Raw genomic sequence first — 18,041 nt, 5'->3', positions numbered from 1 at the left:
GCAGATCTCCCCGTGGCAATAGACTGACTTCCGGTAAGCACGTTAGCGAAAAAACTGACTATTGGTAAGTGAGACCTCTTGACTGCCGAGCGGATTCTGGAGGCGGCGCGCGTCCTGTTCGCCGCCCGCGGCTACCGGGCGACCACCATGCAGGCCATCGCCGACGAGGTGGGCATCACCAAGCCCGCCCTCTACTACCACTTCGACTCCAAGGAGGAGCTCCTCCACCGGATCACGGTGCCGTTGCTGGACGAGCTGGAGGAGGTGCTGGCCAGGGCCGAGCGCGGCACGAGCGCCGAGGAGGTGCGGTGGCGGGCGATCGAGGGCTACGTCGAGGTGCACCTGCGGCACCGCCACACGCTCACCATGCTGGTCAAGGACATGACGCTGCTGGTGCAGGCGCCGATCGCCGACCGGTTCCGCACCGCGATCGCGCTGGCCAACGAGCTGGTGGCCGGGCCGTCGCGCGGGATCGAGGAGCGGGTGCGGGCCTGCCAGGTGGTGGCGGGGCTGGCCGATCCTGTGCTGCTGTTCCGCGACGAGCCGCCCGAACGGCTGCGCCGCCTGATCCTGGACGGCGCCAGGGCGCTGCTGAACGCGCCCCCAGCGCCAGTGCCGTCGCCTGCGCCCGGGAGCGAAAGCGGGAGCGGGAACAGGGCCGGGGACGGGGGCGGGGCGCGCGGGCGTGCGCGGGGCCGTAACGGCGGGCGGCGCGCCATCCTCAGCGAGGAGCAGGCCGCCCAGGCCCGTTCCCTGTACGCCGAGGGCCACGGCGCCGAGGAGATCGCCGCCCGGTTCGGCGTCTCCCGGGCGACCGTCTACCGCCATCTCAAAATCTAAAGATTGTGAGATTTTGATTATGAGACTGAGAACATTCGGATCAGTAGTAGGCCCGCATCAGCTCGGTCGCTCACTCCGGCTGCACCGTCTCTGCGCCTGCCGATAATTCCGTCCGTCCAGGTCACGGCCTTGTAGTGCTCCTCTCGGAGGCAGGCTTCGGCTCATATAGAGGAGTCAGTGCGGCAGGATGACCGGTCGTGCTCCTTCACCTGGCTTATCTCGCTGTCACGAACACCTTCGCGGCGGTGCGGCTGCTGCCGATGGGCCATCGGGACAAGGACATCGAGATTCTCGCCCTGCGTCACCAGATCACCATCCTCGAACGGCAACTCGGCGTCGGCGCCAGGGCGCGGTTCGCGTCCGAGGATCGAGCCTTCCTCGCCGCTCTCCTGGCACCGCTACCCCGTGACGTCCTGCGTCATCTGCGACTCCTCGTCCGGCCCGATACCGTCATGCGGTGGCACACCACCGCGATCTCGGGCAACGGCGTCATGCTCGTGCCTGCGTGCCGAAGCGACGCGGGCGTCCGCCAACCGTCCGTTCCATCCGCGCCCTCGTCCTGCGTCTAGTGCGTCTGCCGACAATCCTGTCCGGGCAGGTCATGGCCTCGCGGAGCCCGCAGATGGCATGGACGGTCTACCCGTCCGTGGAGGAGCACCGGTGCGGCATGATGATCGTTCGCGCTTCTTCGTCTGGCCTTTCTGACCGTCACGATCGCCTTCGCCGCCTTGCGGTTACTACCGATGAGCGATCGTGACAAGGATGTCGAGATTCTCGCTCTGCGTCACCAGGTCATGGTCCTGCAACGACAGCTCGGCACCGATGTACGGGTGAGATTCACCCCCGAAGACCGCCTCTTCCTGGCGGCACTTCTGACCTCGCTTCCCCGCGCAGTCTTGCGCCGGCTCCGGCTTGTCGTCCGCTCGGACACCATCCTGCGCTGGCACCGCGAGATCGTGAAACGGCAGCATGCCCGGACCTGCCGGCCGAAGCGTCCGCCGACGCGACCGGCTCGGCGGAATCCTCCACGAATACTCCCACGCCGCTTGATCTGCACGGATGGAATTCTCGGCAGGCGCAATCTTGTGGCTCTGTCCTGGCAAAACAGGCCCACCTGCGGCCGGTCGGGTCATGTGCCGGAACCGTGTCGAAGAGCAACCAGCGAGCAATCAATGGTGTGTCTCGGCCTCGCGCAAGGCCCCCGAAACTCGAGAAACCCCAGTTCAGATAGGGTGTGGAGTGGTAGGGCGCCCGGGGCTCGAACCCGGAACCTACGGATTGAAAGTCGCAGTTGTCAATGCCGTCCACTACCGAATCGTGTCCTCTTGTATCGCGATGTCATCGGTTGCCGGCGTTTGAATGTTCGGAGATGCCGCCCGGTGGTATGCCGTGTCAGGTGCCGACGAGCATCCGATGAGCAACCACGGGAGGGATGTCATTCTCTACTGTCAGGGTTGTGCGGGGGTGATGTCGGTGTGCGGGAAGTCCTCGCCTTTGAAGAGCAGGGGCTGGTCGAGGTCTTTGGCGCGAGCATAGGCGAAGCAGTCGCCCATGTTGAGCTTGGCCTTGGCATTGTTGCCCTTGCCGTAGGTCCGGTAAGCCTGGCGCGCGATCCTCGCCTGATGGGGTGTTACCGGCTCGATGATGAGGCCATCTCGTCAACGAGTGTGTCGAAGGCGTTGCGCATGGCCTCACTGCGGTTGTCCGCCACGATGGCCGCTTCGACGTAGTTGACGGCCGAGATGCGACATACGGTTGTGGCGATGGCGTGGGCGAATTGGGTGGCCTCGGGCTCGCCGTTGATGACGGCAATGATGGCGCTGGAATCGATGATCATGCGGGAAGGCCGGTGTCCGGGTCGTACAGATCTTCAACGGACAGTCGGTCCCGACCGAGGTGGGTTCGCATGTCGGCGGCGATGCTCAAGATACGCTCGGCTCTGCCGGCGGCTTCGCGGCGTTCCAGCGCATCCAGACGGCGTTCGAGCACTTGAGCGGCGTGCTGGGTTTCCTCGGCCAGTCGGATGACCCGGCGGGCGAGGTCATGCAGGGGTTCGTGTTCGAGGTCCACACTCACCGTCGCTCGACTCCCTCTGTCGCGGTGCCTGAGTTGCACCTCCAGCGTAACTGGTGGCCGAGCTTCACTTTGGCCGATGGCCAGCGTCCTGCGGTTTTAGCAGTCAGGCATTCTCCCCTGGCATGGTGCCGGCGGCGACATGCCAGGCTTTCCAGATCTCGGGGCGGAGTCTGCCGCGGTTGGCGACCGGCAATCCTTGTTCACGAGCCCATGCGCGCACGCGCGATGGGGTCGGCTGCTGGTCGCTTGGCTGCATGGCCGTCCGTGGAACGCTCCCACGAGCGGAGATCAAGCAGATCGCGGCGGCCACTTACCACCAGGTCTGGTGGCCCTCCGTCGATCGCGTGGTCTTCGAGGGCGAGCACCTGCCGGTCTGGCAGGACGGGGCCGGCTACCTCGCCCCCGACACCGGAGAGGTTCTGCCCACCTGGGACGAAGCCCTCGACGACTTGGACACCGACGAGGACGCCGAACCCCTGCACGTGATCCGCTTCGGCGAGCAGGTGGACGTCAAAGGCGTGCTCGCGGGCACCAAGGACGCCGACCAGTGCATCCGCTACCTGTCCAAGTACCTGACCAAGAGCCTTGGCGACGGCCTGGACAGCCAAGCCCAGCAGGAGCACGCGTCCCGCTTCGTCGATGCCCTGCGCTACGAACCCTGCTCACCCACCTGCCCGAACTGGCTCCGCTACGGCATCCAACCCAAAAACGCCAAAGCCGGGATGGCCCCCGGCCGGTGCCGCTCCAAGGCCCACAAGCCCGAACACCTCGGCTACGCCGGACGCTGCGTCCTGGTCTCCCGCAAGTGGAGCAACAAAACCCTGACCGAACACAAGCAAGACCGCCGCACCTGGGTCCTGGAAGCCCTCGGCCAGACCGACCAGCCCACCCACCCACACCGCTACGTCTGGAAGCCCGTCCCGGCCGGAGACGCCAACGTCGCCCCTCTAGCCGTCCGGCTCCTGCGGTCCATCCGCGAGCGGCAACGCTGGCGCGCTCACATGGCCGAACTCCAAGCCAGAGCAGACGGACAAGATCTTTCGGCAACTGAAGGGAGGGCGGCCTGATGGAAAGACTCTTCTACCGGCCAAACGACGCGGCGACGGTCCTGGGGATGAGCCGTACGGCGATCTTCAGGCTCATCAAGACCGGCGAGCTGCGATCCATCAAGCGCGACGGCTACCGCCTGATTCCTGCTGCCGCCCTGCTGGACTTCGCGCGAGAGCTGGAGGCGGCGTGATGGCGCGCAAGCCCAACGGTCGCTCTTCGATCTTTCTGGGGAAGGACGGCAAGTGGCACGGCTACGTGACCATGGGGGTCAAGGACGACGGCATGCCCGACCGCCGCCATCGCGTCGGCGACACCGAAGCCGAGGTGACCAAAAAGGTTCGCGAGCTGGAGCGTAAGCGCGACTCCGGTAAGTCCGACAAACCGGGGCTCACGCCCACGGTCGCCGAGTGGATGCGTACCTACCTCGACGAGATCGCTCCTCTCAAGGTGAGCGACCGCACCTTGGAGAGCACCTACCGGCCTAAAACCGAGCATTGGATCATCCCCCGCCTCGGTGCTCACCGCCTTGACCGGCTGCGCCCGGAACACCTGGACGCCTTCTACGCCTATCTCGCACAGCAGGGCCTCGCCCAGAACACCATCGTGCAGATCCACCGGATCCTCCCCCGCGCCCTCAAGATCGCAGTACGGCGGGAGAAGGTCGCCCGCAACGTCTGCACCCCGATCGACGCACCTGCCGCCGAGGACGTGGAGATCGAACCTCTCGACGCCGACGAAGCCCGCGATGTCCTCGACGTGGCCGACAGCCGGAGGAACGGCACCCGGTGGTCCGTGGCGCTCGCGCTGGGTCTTCGGCAATGTGAAGCCCTCGGGTTGCGCTGGAAGTACGTGGACCTCAAGCGAGGTGTCATCCGCGTCTTCTGGCAGATCAAGCACCAGCGCTATCGCCATGGCTGTAAAGACCCGCACGTGTGCGGCGAACGACTCCACCGCTACCCGTGCCCGAAGGACTGCCCCAAGGCCAAGCGCACCTCAGGCCGCAAGCACGTGTGCAACAAGCCAGGGCAGAGTTACTGCGCTCCGGACTGCACCAAGCACGCGCCCTCCTGCCCCGAACGTGTCGGCGGCTGGACCTTCGTGAAGCCGAAGGGCAAGAGCGAGCGAACGATCATGATTCCACCTCCGCTGATCCCGCTGCTCGAACTCCACCAGCAAGCCCAGCGGGGTGAGAAAGAGGCGGTGGGGGAGCGGTGGCAGGACTATGACCTCGTCTGGTGTCACCCGGACGGGCGCCCCATAGACGCCGGCCAGGACTGGGACGAATGGAAAGAACTTCTGCGCCTGGCCGAAGTGGACAAAGACGCCCGCGTCCACGACGCTCGCCATACGGCCGCGACGCTCTTGATAGAGCAGGGCGTGGACATCAGCGTCGTTCAGGAAATCCTCGGCCACTCACAACTGACCACGACGAAGCGCTACACCCACATCACGGCCACGCTCTCGACCGAAGCAGCAGCCCGCATGGGCCGGGCGCTCTGGGGATAACTGCAACTGAAAATGCAACTGGGCGGGCTTCCGGATCATGGAGATCAGGGAGTCCGCCCAGGTCGTTGAGGTAGGGCGCCCGGGGCTCGAACCCGGAACCTACGGATTAAAAGTCCGCAGCTCTGCCAATTGAGCTAACGCCCCTAGCAACAGCAAGGGTACAGAGATTACCGCGCTGTCCGCGACGCCACCATCACCGGTAAGCCGCCAGCCCGGTCAGCGCCTCTCCCAGCACCAGGGTGTGGACCTCCTGGGTGCCTTCGTAGGTCAGCACGCTTTCCAGGTTGTTCATGTGCCTGATCACAGGGTACTCCAGGGTGATCCCGTTGCCGCCCAGGATGGAGCGGGCCTGGCGGGCGATGTCGAGGGCGGCGCGTACGTTCGCCAGCTTGCCGAAGCTGATCTGCCGGGGCTCCAGGGTGCCGGCGTCCTTGAGGCGGCCGAGGTGGAGTGCGGTGAGGCCGGCCTGGGCGAGCCCGACGTACATCCAGGCGAGTTTCTCCTGGGTGAGCTGGAACGCGCCGATCGGCTTGCCGAACTGGACGCGGGTCTTGGCGTATTCGGTGGCGGCCTCGAGGCAGGCGCGGGCAGCGCCGGTGACGCCCCAGACGATGCCGTACCGGGCCTCCGACAGGCAGGAGAGCGGGCCGCGCAGGCCGGTGACGCCGGGCAGGACGGCGGAGGCGGGCAGGCGTACGTCGTCGAAGTAGAGGGAGGAGGTGACGGACGCCCTCAGGGACATCTTCTTGTGGATCTCAGGGGCGCTGAAGCCGGGGGTGCCGGCGGGGACGACGAAGCCGCGTACGCCGTCGTCGGTCTGCGCCCAGACGACCGCCACGTCCGCGACGGAGCCGTTGGTGATCCACATCTTGGAGCCGTTGAGTATCCAGTCGGAGCCGTCCTTCTTCGCGTACGTGCGCATGCCGGCCGGGTCGGAGCCGTGGTCGGGCTCGGTCAGGCCGAAGCAGCCGATGGCCTGACCGGCGGCCATGCGCGGCAGCCATTCCTCCTTCTGCTCGTCGGAGCCGTACTTCCAGATGGGGAACATGGCGAGCGAGCCCTGCACGGACACGAACGAGCGCAGCCCCGAGTCGCCGGCTTCGAGCTCGCGGCAGGCGACGCCGTAGGAGGTGGCGTCGGTGCCGGCGCAGCCGTACCCCTGGAGGTGCATGCCGAGCAGGCCGAGCGAGCCGAGCTCTGGCGCGAGCTCGCGCGCGGGGAAGACGGCCTCCTCGAACCAGTCTCCGACGTGCGGGAGGACGCGGTCGGCGACGAAGGACCTGACGGTGTCGCGGATCAGCCGCTGGTCGGCGTCGAGCTCGTCGTCCAGGCGCAGCAGGTCGTCCATCGCGGGTCCTCTCCTCGCATAGGGGACTACCAGGGTTCTACCAGGGGCAATCCTGATGTGCGAACACCAGGGCGCCGGGCAGTCTTGAGGCATGAGCGAATACAACGTCAAGAAGCTGCGCAGGACTCACAAGGGCCGGATCATCGCGGGCGTCTGCTCGGGCATCGGCGAGTACGTCGGGATCGACGCGAACCTCGTGCGGATCGGCCTCGCTATCGCGACGCTGTTCGGCGGGCTCGGCGTCGGCGTCTACGCGATCGGCTGGCTGCTCATGCCGGACGAGGAGCACGACACCTCGATCGTCCAGGACCTCATCGCCAAGCAGCAGCAGAGCAGGACGACGACCGACTGGAGCGGCGAGCACAAGCCGCAGCCGTGATCAGGCGGCGGCCTGGGCGCGTACCCGGCCCTTGCCACGGGACTCGGCCCACACCAGGGAGAGCGCGGCGGCGCTGACCACCCCGGCGACCCCCGCCATGGCGACCACAGGCTCAGGGCCGAGTCTCTCAGCGGCGAACCCGCCCACCAGGATCCCCACCCCCTGGACGGCCATCAGCCCCGACTGCACGAGGCCGAACGCCTGGCCGCGACGTTCGGCCGGTACGTGTTGCACGAAAGCGGCATTGGCGGCGAGCTGGTACGCCCCGCCGATCCCTGACAGAACCCACGCGACGAGCACGACGGCCAGCGGCGGCTTGATCGCGGTGATGATGAGCGGCGCGCAGCTCAGGATGGCCATCCACCCCATGAGCCGCAGCCGCCGCGCAGGTGAGACGAACCTGCTGAAAAGGAACGCCCCCACGACCGTTCCCGCGGGCATGGCGGCCATGAGCAGCCCGGTGATCACGGGTGCGGGCAGGTCGTCGGTGGCGAGCCGGGCCGCGTAGGGGGCGGCGATGCCCTCGGGCAGGATGTAGAAGCCGCACAACCAGGCGAACAGTACGAGCGTCCGCAACCGCCGCGATCCGAACACCAGCCGGGCGCCGCTCGCGGTCATGTGCCACATGGACGGCTTGGCGCCGTCGGTGTGGGGGGCGGGACGCCGCCGGACGCCGGAGACGATGATCAGCGCGGAGCCGAGGAAGGTGGCCGCGTCGAGGGCCAGCGCGCGGTAGGGGCCCATGCCGGCGATGAGCGCTCCGCCGGCCGCGAAACCGAGCATCTGTACGGCCTGGTTCGTCATGTTCTGCAACGCCGAGCCGATGACGTACGCGTCGCCTTCGAGCACCTCGGGCAGCAGCGCCGCCCGCGCGGCCGAGAAGGGGGCACTGAGCAGCACCACCAGGAACACCAGCGCGCACAGCGCCCAGAACGGCACCCCCGGCACCGCCATCACGGCCACCAGCGCCGCCCTGATGAGGTCGCAGGTCAGCATGACGCCGCGGCGCGCGAACCGGTCGGCCAGCCCGGCCAGCAGCGGCCCGCCGACGATGGAGGGCAGGTAGGTCAGCGCGTAAACGGCGGCGGTGGCGAGCGGGGAGCCGGTGCGGTCGAAGACGAGCACGGCGAGCGCGACCTGGGCGAGCTGGTCGCCGAGAAGCGACAGACCCTGGCCGTACCAGAGGGAGCGGAACTCCCGGATGGCGATGACTTCCCGATATGTGACTTGTGCTGCTTCTCCGGCACGGCGATGCCGTCCCGGGTGCCGTCGCGCCCGCATGGCCCCCATTGGACTCCGCTGTGCCTGACTCAGGGTGTTCGCTATGTCACCTAAGGTGCCCGACCGAGCCCGTCGGCCGCAACCGGAAGCAGCCAACCAAAAGCAAAGGGTTACCAGCCCAATTCGTGAAGGCGGGCGTCATCGATGCCGAAGTGATGCCCCACCTCATGGATGACCGTGATGCGGACCTCGTCGATCACGTCCTGTTCCGAGTCGCAAATCTCACATATCGGGTTGCGGTAGATCTCTATCCGGTCGGGCAGAACCGCTGAGTACCAGTCGCCGCGTTCGGTGAGGGGGACCCCGGTGTACAGGCCGAGCAGATCAGGCTCAGGCGCATCATCGACGACGGTGACGACGACGTTGCTCATGGCACGGGTGAGGTCGGGGGGAATCGTGTCCAATGCCTCGGCCACGAGTTCCTCGAATCTCTGCCGCGATACCTCGATCACACTTGCCATTCTGCCCCGTCGTTCGGGTAAGCAAGAATCTGTATGAAGTTCGTGCAGAGGTCAAAGGCCATTCTCCGGTCACGAGCCGCAAAGGCCGTGGTCGTCCTCTTCGTGGCCGCGGTGGGCGCGTGGCTCGGGATCTTCCTCAGCGGCACCGTGACCACGCAGGTGGGCCCGGTGGAGACCGGGATGTCCCTGCGTCCGGCCTGGCACGGCGAGACCGTCGTGGACGCCAGCCCGCTCGGCACCCTCACCTTCCACACCCACAGCGCGCCCCTGCGGCTGCGCATCACGCTCGAGAACATCGACCAGGAACGCGCCAAGGCCCTCATCGAGGACCCGCGGCTGGCCGACCGCCTGCCCGGGATCATCGAGGAGGACCTCCTCGACGGCGTGCGCGCCCTCCTCGTCCGCTCGCTGCTGTGTGCGGGGGCAGGGGCCCTCGTCGCCGTCCTGCTCGTCCACCGGCGCCCCAGACTGGCCCTGACGGGCCTTCTGGCGGCCTCTGTGGCCCTTTCCGCCACGGGGGCGCTGGCGGTCCTCACGTTCCGCCCCAACTCGCTCGTGGAGCCGCGCTACTCGGGTCTGGTGGCCGCGGCGCCGTCGCTGGTCGGCAGCGCGGAGTCGATCGTGACGCGTTTCGAGTCGTACCGGTCGCAGCTCACCAAACTCGTGACGAACGTCTCGAAGCTCTACGAAACGGTCTCCACCCTGCCGCTGTACGAGGCCGACCCCAAGACCATCAGGGTCCTGCACGTCAGCGACATCCACATCAACCCCATCGCCTGGAACGTCATCCGCTCGCTCAAGGACCAGTTCGCCGTCGACATGATCATCGACACCGGCGACATCTCCGACCACGGCACCAAGGCGGAGAACAAGTTCGTGGACGAGATCAGCGGGCTGAAGGTCCCGTACGTGTACGTACGCGGCAACCACGACTCGATGACGACCCAGAAGGCCGTGGCCAAGCAGAAGAACGCCATCGTCCTCGACGACAGCAGCAAGAAGGTCGCCGGCCTGACCATCTACGGCCTGGGCGACCCCCGCTTCACCCCGGACAAGACCACCGACGCCTACTCGAACCCCCAGGCACTCGGCGAATTCGCCCGCGCCCACCTCGGCAAGGTGGGCAAACCCGACCTGATCGCCGTACACGACCCCGACGTCGCCCGCGGCTTCTCCGGCCTCACCCCCATGATCCTGTCCGGGCACACCCACGCCCGCCGCACGAACATGCTCCCGACCGGCACCCGCATCCTCATCCAGGGTTCCACCGGCGGGGCCGGCCTGCGCGCGCTCGAACACGCCCAGCCCACCCCCGTCCAGGCGTCCGTCCTGTACTTCGACAAGGAGACCAGACGCCTGCGGGCCTGGGACGACATCACGCTCGGCGGCCTCGGCGAGCAGTCGGTGTACATCCAGCGTCACGTGGAGCCCGACCCGCAACGTATGATTTCCCCGGAGCCAACGAACGCCCCGTCGCCAACGGGAACGATCACAGGCACCGGGTCGTCGACCGCCGGTCCGCCACTTTGGCATCAGGGGCAATCGTCCCCTATGCTTCAGAGGTCTCCGACGGAAGGCGACAGGGAATCCTGAGCCCCCATCGTCTAGCGGCCTAGGACACCGCCCTTTCAAGGCGGCGGCACGGGTTCGAATCCCGTTGGGGGCACTGCGAGCGCCTAGCGCACCGCGAAACGGCTGGTCTCAAGACCACCGAAGAGCTGGTAAGCTAAGCGAGCGCAAACAGCAAGAAACGCAAGGTCCTGTAGAGCAGTTTGGAGTGCTCGCCACCCTGTCAAGGTGGAGGTCGCGGGTTCAAGTCCCGTCAGGACCGCTCTGGGTCAGGTAGCTCAGTTGGTATGAGCGTCCGCCTGAAAAGCGGAAGGTCGGCAGTTCGACCCTGCCCCTGACCACCAGCTTTGAACAGCAGAAACGCCCCGAACGGATCATCGTTCGGGGCTTTTTGATCTCTACTGACAGCAACGTCCCCCGTCGCTTCATCGGGTGGTCAGCCCTTGCCGTGGCGAGTGATCGTTCTGGTCTACCCGGTGGTCCGACTTGTAGATCTTGTGCAGACGCTTAGCTCTTGAATGACGCTCGGGCCCGAAGACTAGGCAGACATCATGTTGGCGGGTTCGAATACCGCGGGCCTCGTCATCTACGACGATGCCAGGGGCTTCTTCCCCATCGCATCCAGCTGTGTCCAGGGCGTCGAGGACGTCTGGCTGGTTGAGCCGAATGGAGACGGCACGCCGCCAGCCGGACAACGCGGTGGGGAGGGCAACCGTTTCCCGCCACAGGGGTACTCCGATATCGATCACAAGCCCATGGCAGATCAGGATCTCAAGGTCATCCCAGAGGTAGAGCCGGGGCCGCCATCGGCGAGGCTTGGAGTCGTGCAGGCGGTCGTGGAATGGCCCGATCAGAGCTTCTAGCTCCTGCAAGGGCATGCCGCAGTGCAAAGGTCCGAGTCGGCCGCTCATGGCGAATCGGGCGACGAGGTCAAGAGCTTGGGCCACGTCGACAGTGAAGCAGTGCCTCCAACGATCTCTCACATCGCCAAGGGTCTGGAGCAGCAGCGGAGGCCACCAACCCGATGGGCGGTGGCCTCCGAGAAGTGCCGAGTTCGGGTCAGCCCAAGGCATCTCCGAGTTTCCGCAGAGCGTTGCGTTTGTCGCCGAGGGAGGCGTGGGCGTAGATGGTCATGGTCACCTCGATGTCACTATGGCCGACGATTCGCGGACGACCTGGGGCGGGACGCCGAGGTTGAGCAGGAGCGTCACGCAGGTGTGGCGGAGGTCGTGGAAGCGCATGTCGCCGAGACCGGCGGCACTGCGGATCGCTCCCCAACTCCGCCGGAGGGTGTCCGGCTCCATCGGGGTCCCGCCGCCCATCACTGCCTGCCGAGTCCGGCGCGAAGCCCGAACCAGCCGATCGCGGCGACGAGCGCGACCTGGAGCAGGTACCCGACAGCGACGACCACAGCGCCGAGTGACTCGGTCGGCAGCCCGACGAACACGACAACGTATGCGATGCCCGTGATCGACAAGCGGCGCGGCGCCGTCTTCGAGATCAGCGTCCCGATGAGCGCGAGCAGCACACCGAGCGCGATGGCGATCTGGGTGCCGATGATCGCCGGCAGGAGCCGGTCGAGATGTGCGTTCAGGACGTCGAAGAGTTGCCGGCCCTCGGCCTCGGGCAGTACCGCGGGGTCGGCCGCGTACGCGAACGGCAGCACCTCGGCGGTGATCGTGAGGGCGAAGAGGATCCCGCCGATCCCGGCCAGCAGGGCGCCGACCAGGTTCAGCACGCCGGCCCTGCCTCGGGCGAGCAGCACGATGAAGACCGCGCTGGCGACCCAGGAGACTGCATACCCAGGACCCCCGAGGTACAGGTTCATCGGCCAGTACGCGCCGCCCAGCGCGCGCACGTCGTCGTACCGGACCGTGCCGTCGAACGGCGGCTCCCAGAACGCGAATCCGGTCCGTCCAGCCAGCGAAACCAGCAGCAGGACGAAGAGTCCGACGAGGGCGACGCGCTGCGGGGCCGAGCGGGTCAGAACCGGCTCGGCAGCTGCGGCGGCCGGGGGGATCACGGCGCCGGGGAGTTCGGATGCAGTCACGGTCGTATGTCTCCTTCGATCGGTGTCAGCGCGGCTCGCGCTGTTCCTCAGCGTCATCGCAGGGGCCTCGTGCGGGCATCGGCCTCAGCACCTATCTTCGGGAAAGGCCAGCTCAGTCGGCCGTGCTAGCCCCGGTTGCCCCGATTCGCGGCGGCGTGATCCAGCCAGATCCTCGTGGCCTGCACGCGACGGTTCGTCTCGGCGTGGGGCGTGAGGCCGAGCTTTGCGAAGATCGCGCGCAGGTGGGCGTCGACCGTGCGCTCGGACACCACGAGCTGGGTCGCGATCCCGGCGTTGCTCGCGCCCTCGGCCAGGACGGCGAGCACCTCGGCCTCGCGTGGGGTCAGGCCGGTGACCGGTATTTCTCCGGCCGGCACCGCGACACCCTTGTCGTTCAGGGCCTGCGGGGCCTGCGGGACCTGCAGGGCCAGGACCCGGGCGAGCCGTCCAGTTCCGGCCCAGGCGCCGCCGCCGACGACGACCGTCACGGCCGCGATGAGGAACGCGACCGAGGTCGCGCCGAGCCGGAGACCGGGGGCCGCGATGATGGTCCCGGTCCCCATCACGGCCAGGGCCGCGCCGGCGAACCCGGTGCCGCGCACGACGATCGCCACCTGGCGACGCTCGACGCCGCCGCGTGCGGCGATCAGCGCGCAGGCGGCGCTGAACGCCGAGGCTCCAGCGAGCGCGACGAGGAATGCGACCGAGCCCAGCGACGGCTCGACGGCGCCGGGGTCACGGGCAATGGCAAGCAGGAGGCAGAAGCAGACAGTGAGCGGCGCGGCGGTGGCCCCGGCCGCGGCGACCCCGATCCGCGCGCGGGCGGATCCCTCCGAGCCGAGCGCGGCACGCCACAGCGTCACCGGGACGAGCAGGAGGGCAAGGATGCCGAGCAGCGTGGCGAAGGCGCCCACCGGCTCGATCACCGTCCGCCAGGACTCCGGCGCGATGGTCGGCAGGCCGCTGAACGGTTCGCTCGCCGTCGTCAGCAGCGCGTTGGCGAGCGTGACCGTGCCGATCAGCGCGGCCAGGACTGGATGCGTCCAGGGCGTCCTTGTGCCGGTCCGGATGGCCGCGGATGCGGTGAGCTGCATGAGGGCGAGCGGCGGGATCCACGCCGAATTCCAGGCAGCAACCACAAGCGCGGCGGTCGGGTGCCTGGCCGTGACCACCCACACTGCCCAGGCCGCCAGGATGAGATAGGCGAGCAGGGAGGCACAGAGCCAGGTCGCGAGCTTGCCGGCTCGCCGGTTGCCCACCCCGGCGAGCCGAGTGGCGGCAACGGCCGCGCCGATCGCTCCCGCCGCCAGCGCGAGCACACCCACCGGGTCGGTTGCGAACCCGCCGTCGCCGGCCAGCCTGAACGCGAGCAGGACGGACACCGCGACGCCTCCGGCGACCCCGCCCAAGACCCGGCCCGCGGAGGGCAACCGGGCGATGGCGATCATGCCTCTCACCCTCGGCCAGTCACGAGCCGAACCGGCGTCATGCGCCATACTTTAACCTCCGGCGGCCCGGGCGTCGCGGCCCCTCGTCGGGCTTTGTCACCGGGCATGAGGTTTGAGGCGACAGCAGCAGTGACAGCAACGTCCCCGTACGGGAGCATCTCTCGACAACCGCTCACAACCCTCTGACCGCGGTCTCCGTCACCCGAGCAGGAGGATCGGTCCGCCTGAAAAGCGGAAGGTCGGCAGTTCGCCCCTGCCCCTGACCACAAGACTTCACCAGCAAGAACGCCCCGAACGGATCATCGTTCGGGGCTTTTTGATCTCTGGTGGCAGCAACGTCACCAGTCTTCTTCAGCCGGCTCCCAGCAGGTCGCCGGACCCGGGCGTCCCGGCGAGCAGGTGGTTCAGCTGCTTGCCCGCGATGAGCCCTTGACGTGGGTTGACGGCGACGGCCAGGTGCTCCATCGTGAGCGCCCCGACTGCCTCGCTCGGGTAGCGGAAGAAGCGCCGGGTGGTGGTCGCGGGCCGAGGGCCTGATCGCTGGTAACGGCGGTCAGGCCCTCGACCGTTCGGCCGCCATGTGACCGTCCCTGGAGGCGCCGACGATTCAGGGTTTCGTTGGCGCGGGGTCAGCAGGGCCGGGTGACGGCGGTGGATGGACGTACCTCTGCTCGCGGGATCAGCAGGAGAGGGTGTAAGTCGCGGACCCGCCGCTCATCACGAGCGGCGAGTTCGCGTAGCCGGCCTTCGTGAATTGCGCGGCCCCCAGGGACTGGTAGGTGGCGCTTCCTCCCGGGCACGCGACGGATCTGGAGTTCCCCACCTGCGAGACGTTACTCCCCGTCGTGATCTGCCAGGGTAGTCCGGTGCCGTTGACGACGAAAGTCATGGCGAGGTCGATCGTGTCGACGGGGGCGTCGCACTGCGCGGAGGCGGTGGCGACCACCTGGGCGCCGACCACGGTCGGGTTGGAGATGCCCCCACCGCAGGTGATAATGGCCGGCAGAGCCTGCCCGCTCGTCGGCACCGCGACGGCCGTCCGGACGAGAGTCACGGTGTACGAGCGCTTGTAGCCCTTCCAGGGGGTGTTCTGGTTCTCAGTGGAGAACGGCGTGGACGGGGTACGGTCCGCGTCGGCCGGGCTGGTGATGAAAGCGGCGATCAGGGCGCAGTTCATGGCCACCAGGGCGGCCAAGCGCATGGCGCGCGTTCGGAAACGCATTGTGATCCCTTCGCGTGAGTGGTTTCTTTTTGCCGGACTGTTTCTGAATGGGATCCAGTCAGGAGCGCGCGATCGATCGAGCATGCCGGGATGTGCGCGAGTAAGCCACTTCAAGAGTCGCTGCTCTATTTACTCCTGACCTCGTGCGCAGTCACAAGAAACGGCTTATGACGAAGCCTGCAAGGGTGTTTTCAAATCCGGCTGCTGAGGTCAAGGGTAACTCAGAGATGCGCTGGGAAGAATGCGCTATACCTGGCTGGTTCCGGCCAGATCGAACGGTTGCGAAAGAAGGCGCAGCTCATCAGGGTTGGCCACTGGTTTGGCACGGTGTCGAGATTGGTGCAGGCCAGGGCCGGATTCATTGATCTCAGGCCATAACCGGTGATGCGGAAATTCCGTATCATCGGAGTAAGCCGTTCTCCGTAACTGAAGATCACGTTATGTGATGGCGGCATGGTCCGGTCATGCTCGTGATGCAGCAGGACGAGCGCTGCCTGGAGGATTTTCCGATGCGCCAGGGATCCTGGCTGACCTGGCGCAGAGTTTTGAAGGTGACCGTGAGCAGAGCACGCTGCCGCAAATGAGTCGACCTTCGATCCGGTGCTGGATGACTTGCGAAGAAAGTCCATCGACTCTGGTTGGCGCCATGGAAGCGACTACGCCTCACCGCACCGGGCATCCCCGAGCTGCTGCTGGCCGGGCGCGAACGCGAGTTTCTCAGCCGGTACGCGTTCCCCGCCATGACCGCGACCCCGGGCGCGTTCACCGACGCCGACCTCGACGAGTTCGCCCGCGTCTACTCCCGGCCGGACGGCTGGCGGGGCGCGAGCGGCCTCTACCGGTCGATGCTGCGGGAACCATCCGGGTTCTGGTGCCGTCCGGGCGCCTACGATGGCTCGGATGATGGGGAATCGGACCTATCGCGTCGTCGATGGTGAACGGATCGAGGGAGTCTTCCGGCCGGTTTTCATCCGGAACGGCGATACCTACTACCTGAGTGAACTGAAAGTCTTCTCGGACGGCGCCATCTACTACTGGGAATGGGGCGACCTCGACGGGCTTCGCTCGAAACTCGAGGCCGGTTGGGTGGCGACGACTTTCGACGAGGGCGCTCGGGCGAGCGTTCACCAGCTGGTGAGCTGGCGGTTCAGCGAGGTCGACGCCTGGATCACAGCCGAGGAACTGCTCGGGGAAGTCGCCGATGCGATCGAGCGGTTGAACGGGCGTCCCGATTCCACGGATCGGTGCATCGCGGCGGCGCTGCGTTACGTCGATTCGCGTACGGAGGCCGACCGGCTCGCGCTGCGCGCCGCCTACGAGGCCATCCCGGCGCATCTTCGCATCTTCGCACTCGGCGACATGGACGCCCGCGACATTCCGCTGCGCGTGCTCGCCTCCGAAGTGGGCGAGACATGGGATGAGGACGTCTTCTTCGAGTTCGAGGACGGCAGCGAGGCGTTGGACGATGACTGCGCCGTCACCGAAGAAGGGCTGCGAGCGGCATTCGAGTATTTCGCGGACTGGCGGCGGCCGGATCCCGCCGCGATCGCGAGGCGGGAGGCCGACGGGCCGGCCGAGGCTCGATCGCCGACCGTGAAGCTCACCTATGGCCGTCCGATGTACCCGCGTACGCACGGGCTGCGCAATGAGTTCGCCGCCTCTATCGAGATCGCCGGTGTCGTCTACCCGACGGTCGAGCATGCCTACTGGGCTCTGTCCACGGACGACGAAGGCGCACGCGAACGCATCCGTACGGCACCGAACTCCACGCAGGCGCGGGACATCGCGGTCGGAGCAGAACGGCGGCCGCACTGGCCGGACGTGCGCCTCGTGGTGATGGCCGAGCTGCTGCGCGCGAAGTTCGCCCAGCATCCGGAGCTGGCCGAGGTGCTCCTGGCCACGGGCGACGGAAGAATCGAATACCAGTACGCCGATTCTGAATTCTGGGACACCAGCGGCTCCGCTGGACGCAATTGGATGGGCCGGCTCCTCGAATTGGTTCGCGCCGAACTCGTGGCCGACCGCATCGGCTTTCGTACGGCTCAGTAGTGGGTCAATCATCCTGGACGATGCGCGCGGCCTCGGTGCGTTCCTTTTCGACCCTCTTCGCATGGGGAGGCGGCCGCTCCGGCCTGACCATGATGTCGATCTTGCCAATAAGTCTTCACGATTGTCAACCGCCGGTTTGCAGGGGTGCTGAGCTGCGGTTATAGCTGAACGGCGGGCCAGGGAACGTCTTCCGTGATCACCCCTAGCGGATCCGGAACCCTTCCCCTACTCTTGGCCGCAACGCCAGACGATCTTCGAAAGTCGAGAGGACTCGCGATGAAGAAGGCATGCTTGAAAGCACTGGCCGTCGCCTCGGGAACCGCGCTCCTGCTGATTTCCGGGGCGGCCTCCGGAAATGCGCAGACCGCGCAGGCGGCGGACTGCTTCAAGGTGGTCGAAAAGGGCTTCACCAGCGCCCTGGAGCCCTACGTCAAGGTGAAGAACAACTGCGCGTGGAACTACAACATCATTTTCGTATGGAAGAACGCGCCTGACAGCTCCTGCGCGCTGATCAAGCAGGGCCAGACGAGGAGAAGCCAGGCGCATCAGCTCGCGACATTCGACAAGGTGAAGATCTGCTGAGACCGCGCACGTCATGACGCCATGACCGCGATCGCGGTTGCTCCGCTGGTCGATCCACCGGCTGAGGCGGCGCTTTTCATCGTGAGCGGCATCGTCATAGCGCTGGTCATGGTGACCGGTGGGTCCATCTGGGCCCACCGCGAAGTCCATTGACCACCACGTCCCGGTCGTAACATGTGG

The 18,041-nt window shown here is 66.8% G+C and carries 25 protein-coding genes and 4 tRNA genes; 15 read left to right on the top strand and 14 right to left on the bottom strand.

Annotated features, from left to right (window positions below; translation table 11 throughout):
- Positions 1-78: 78 nt before the first annotated feature.
- The gene (locus tag ABZW11_RS03480; protein ID WP_355412176.1) at positions 79-840 is read left to right on the top strand and encodes a TetR family transcriptional regulator; all 762 of its coding nucleotides are present in this window, start codon (positions 79-81) and stop codon (positions 838-840) included.
- A gap of 197 nt (positions 841-1,037) precedes the next feature.
- Positions 1,038-1,409, top strand: coding sequence for a hypothetical protein (locus ABZW11_RS03475; protein WP_355412175.1), 372 nt, complete (start codon positions 1,038-1,040; stop codon positions 1,407-1,409).
- 168 nt (positions 1,410-1,577) lie between these two features.
- On the opposite strand, the gene ABZW11_RS03470 is transcribed toward ABZW11_RS03475, so the two are convergent.
- The 5 genes from ABZW11_RS03470 to ABZW11_RS03450 all read right to left on the bottom strand — a co-directional run bounded on the left by ABZW11_RS03470 (position 1,578) and on the right by ABZW11_RS03450 (position 3,172).
- Positions 1,578-1,811, bottom strand: coding sequence for a hypothetical protein (locus ABZW11_RS03470; RefSeq protein WP_355412173.1), 234 nt, complete (start codon positions 1,809-1,811; stop codon positions 1,578-1,580).
- A gap of 477 nt (positions 1,812-2,288) precedes the next feature.
- On the bottom strand, positions 2,289-2,393 hold the full coding sequence (locus ABZW11_RS03465; protein ID WP_355412171.1) for a type II toxin-antitoxin system VapC family toxin: 105 nt from the start codon (positions 2,391-2,393) through the stop codon (positions 2,289-2,291).
- A gap of 77 nt (positions 2,394-2,470) precedes the next feature.
- Positions 2,471-2,677, bottom strand: coding sequence for a type II toxin-antitoxin system VapC family toxin (locus ABZW11_RS03460; RefSeq protein WP_355412169.1), 207 nt, complete (start codon positions 2,675-2,677; stop codon positions 2,471-2,473).
- Entirely contained in the window at positions 2,674-2,916 is a 243-nt protein-coding gene (locus tag ABZW11_RS03455; RefSeq protein WP_355412167.1) for a hypothetical protein, read from the bottom strand. Before ABZW11_RS03455 ends, ABZW11_RS03460 begins: the two co-directional genes overlap by 4 nt.
- 103 nt (positions 2,917-3,019) lie before the next feature.
- The gene (locus tag ABZW11_RS03450; protein WP_355412165.1) at positions 3,020-3,172 is read right to left on the bottom strand and encodes a histone-like nucleoid-structuring protein Lsr2; all 153 of its coding nucleotides are present in this window, start codon (positions 3,170-3,172) and stop codon (positions 3,020-3,022) included.
- Between ABZW11_RS03450 and ABZW11_RS03445 the strand changes: the two genes are divergently transcribed.
- Genes ABZW11_RS03445 through ABZW11_RS03435 form a run of 3 tightly spaced genes read left to right on the top strand, consistent with a single transcriptional unit; the run spans position 3,171 to position 5,472 of the window.
- A complete protein-coding gene (locus tag ABZW11_RS03445) occupies positions 3,171-3,983 on the top strand; it encodes a replication initiator (protein WP_355412163.1) in 813 nt (270 codons plus the stop codon). The two genes, ABZW11_RS03450 and ABZW11_RS03445, sit on opposite strands and share 2 nt — an antisense overlap.
- A complete protein-coding gene (locus tag ABZW11_RS03440; RefSeq protein ID WP_344212982.1) occupies positions 3,983-4,156 on the top strand; it encodes a helix-turn-helix domain-containing protein in 174 nt (57 codons plus the stop codon). The genes ABZW11_RS03445 and ABZW11_RS03440 overlap by 1 nt, the downstream gene beginning before the upstream one ends.
- Positions 4,156-5,472: a tyrosine-type recombinase/integrase gene (locus ABZW11_RS03435; RefSeq protein ID WP_355412161.1), complete on the top strand. Its 1,317-nt coding sequence runs from the start codon at positions 4,156-4,158 to the stop codon at positions 5,470-5,472. Before ABZW11_RS03440 ends, ABZW11_RS03435 begins: the two co-directional genes overlap by 1 nt.
- 71 nt (positions 5,473-5,543) lie before the next feature.
- On the opposite strand, the gene ABZW11_RS03430 is transcribed toward ABZW11_RS03435, so the two are convergent.
- A tRNA-Lys gene (locus ABZW11_RS03430) sits at positions 5,544-5,616 on the bottom strand.
- A gap of 49 nt (positions 5,617-5,665) precedes the next feature.
- A complete protein-coding gene (locus tag ABZW11_RS03425; RefSeq protein ID WP_355412159.1) occupies positions 5,666-6,820 on the bottom strand; it encodes an acyl-CoA dehydrogenase family protein in 1,155 nt (384 codons plus the stop codon).
- Between the two features lie 91 nt (positions 6,821-6,911).
- On the opposite strand from ABZW11_RS03425, the gene ABZW11_RS03420 reads away from it, so the two are divergent.
- Positions 6,912-7,199 (top strand): PspC domain-containing protein, encoded by a 288-nt coding sequence (locus ABZW11_RS03420; RefSeq protein WP_355412157.1) that lies wholly within the window; start codon positions 6,912-6,914, stop codon positions 7,197-7,199.
- Here ABZW11_RS03420 and ABZW11_RS03415 read toward each other — a convergent pair whose 3' ends face one another.
- Entirely contained in the window at positions 7,200-8,480 is a 1,281-nt protein-coding gene (locus ABZW11_RS03415; RefSeq protein ID WP_355412156.1) for an MFS transporter, read from the bottom strand.
- A gap of 110 nt (positions 8,481-8,590) precedes the next feature.
- A complete protein-coding gene (locus ABZW11_RS03410; RefSeq protein ID WP_355412154.1) occupies positions 8,591-8,932 on the bottom strand; it encodes a metallopeptidase family protein in 342 nt (113 codons plus the stop codon).
- Positions 8,933-9,028: 96 nt separating this feature from the next.
- Between ABZW11_RS03410 and ABZW11_RS03405 the strand changes: the two genes are divergently transcribed.
- The 5 genes from ABZW11_RS03405 to ABZW11_RS03385 all read left to right on the top strand — a co-directional run bounded on the left by ABZW11_RS03405 (position 9,029) and on the right by ABZW11_RS03385 (position 11,373).
- Positions 9,029-10,534, top strand: a complete 1,506-nt coding sequence (locus tag ABZW11_RS03405) for a metallophosphoesterase (protein ID WP_355412152.1) — start codon at positions 9,029-9,031, stop codon at positions 10,532-10,534.
- Positions 10,535-10,607: transfer RNA gene (locus tag ABZW11_RS03400), tRNA-Glu, on the top strand. It abuts the gene before it with no gap.
- Positions 10,608-10,697: 90 nt separating this feature from the next.
- Positions 10,698-10,772 (top strand) — tRNA-Asp (locus tag ABZW11_RS03395).
- A gap of 5 nt (positions 10,773-10,777) precedes the next feature.
- Positions 10,778-10,854 (top strand) — tRNA-Phe (locus ABZW11_RS03390).
- A gap of 207 nt (positions 10,855-11,061) precedes the next feature.
- Positions 11,062-11,373, top strand: coding sequence for a hypothetical protein (locus ABZW11_RS03385; RefSeq protein ID WP_355412150.1), 312 nt, complete (start codon positions 11,062-11,064; stop codon positions 11,371-11,373).
- Between the two features lie 273 nt (positions 11,374-11,646).
- Here the strand turns inward: ABZW11_RS03385 and ABZW11_RS03380 are convergent, their stop codons facing one another.
- The 5 genes from ABZW11_RS03380 to ABZW11_RS03360 form a co-directional block, all read right to left on the bottom strand.
- The gene (locus ABZW11_RS03380) at positions 11,647-11,814 is read right to left on the bottom strand and encodes a tyrosine-type recombinase/integrase (protein WP_355412854.1); all 168 of its coding nucleotides are present in this window, start codon (positions 11,812-11,814) and stop codon (positions 11,647-11,649) included.
- Between the two features lie 17 nt (positions 11,815-11,831).
- Positions 11,832-12,560, bottom strand: coding sequence for a hypothetical protein (locus ABZW11_RS03375; RefSeq protein ID WP_355412148.1), 729 nt, complete (start codon positions 12,558-12,560; stop codon positions 11,832-11,834).
- 125 nt (positions 12,561-12,685) lie between these two features.
- Positions 12,686-14,008 (bottom strand): LuxR C-terminal-related transcriptional regulator, encoded by a 1,323-nt coding sequence (locus ABZW11_RS03370; RefSeq protein WP_355412146.1) that lies wholly within the window; start codon positions 14,006-14,008, stop codon positions 12,686-12,688.
- Positions 14,009-14,687: 679 nt separating this feature from the next.
- Positions 14,688-15,230 (bottom strand): hypothetical protein, encoded by a 543-nt coding sequence (locus ABZW11_RS03365; RefSeq protein ID WP_355412144.1) that lies wholly within the window; start codon positions 15,228-15,230, stop codon positions 14,688-14,690.
- 221 nt (positions 15,231-15,451) lie between these two features.
- Positions 15,452-15,859, bottom strand: a complete 408-nt coding sequence (locus ABZW11_RS03360; protein ID WP_355412142.1) for a hypothetical protein — start codon at positions 15,857-15,859, stop codon at positions 15,452-15,454.
- Positions 15,860-15,868: 9 nt separating this feature from the next.
- Between ABZW11_RS03360 and ABZW11_RS03355 the strand changes: the two genes are divergently transcribed.
- The 4 genes from ABZW11_RS03355 (at position 15,869) to ABZW11_RS03340 (ending at position 18,014) form a co-directional block, all read left to right on the top strand.
- A complete protein-coding gene (locus tag ABZW11_RS03355; RefSeq protein WP_355412140.1) occupies positions 15,869-16,168 on the top strand; it encodes a hypothetical protein in 300 nt (99 codons plus the stop codon).
- Positions 16,131-17,279: an NADAR family protein gene (locus ABZW11_RS03350; RefSeq protein ID WP_355412138.1), complete on the top strand. Its 1,149-nt coding sequence runs from the start codon at positions 16,131-16,133 to the stop codon at positions 17,277-17,279. The genes ABZW11_RS03355 and ABZW11_RS03350 overlap by 38 nt, the downstream gene beginning before the upstream one ends.
- Positions 17,280-17,570: 291 nt before the next feature.
- Positions 17,571-17,861 (top strand): hypothetical protein, encoded by a 291-nt coding sequence (locus ABZW11_RS03345; RefSeq protein ID WP_355412136.1) that lies wholly within the window; start codon positions 17,571-17,573, stop codon positions 17,859-17,861.
- 21 nt (positions 17,862-17,882) lie between these two features.
- The gene (locus ABZW11_RS03340) at positions 17,883-18,014 is read left to right on the top strand and encodes a hypothetical protein (RefSeq protein ID WP_355412134.1); all 132 of its coding nucleotides are present in this window, start codon (positions 17,883-17,885) and stop codon (positions 18,012-18,014) included.
- Positions 18,015-18,041: the final 27 nt, after the last annotated feature.

It is taken from the genome of Nonomuraea sp. NPDC004580 (assembly GCF_040609855.1).
Lineage (GTDB): Bacteria > Actinomycetota > Actinomycetes > Streptosporangiales > Streptosporangiaceae > Nonomuraea > Nonomuraea salmonea.
This window is presented reverse-complemented; position numbering and strand designations above follow the sequence as displayed.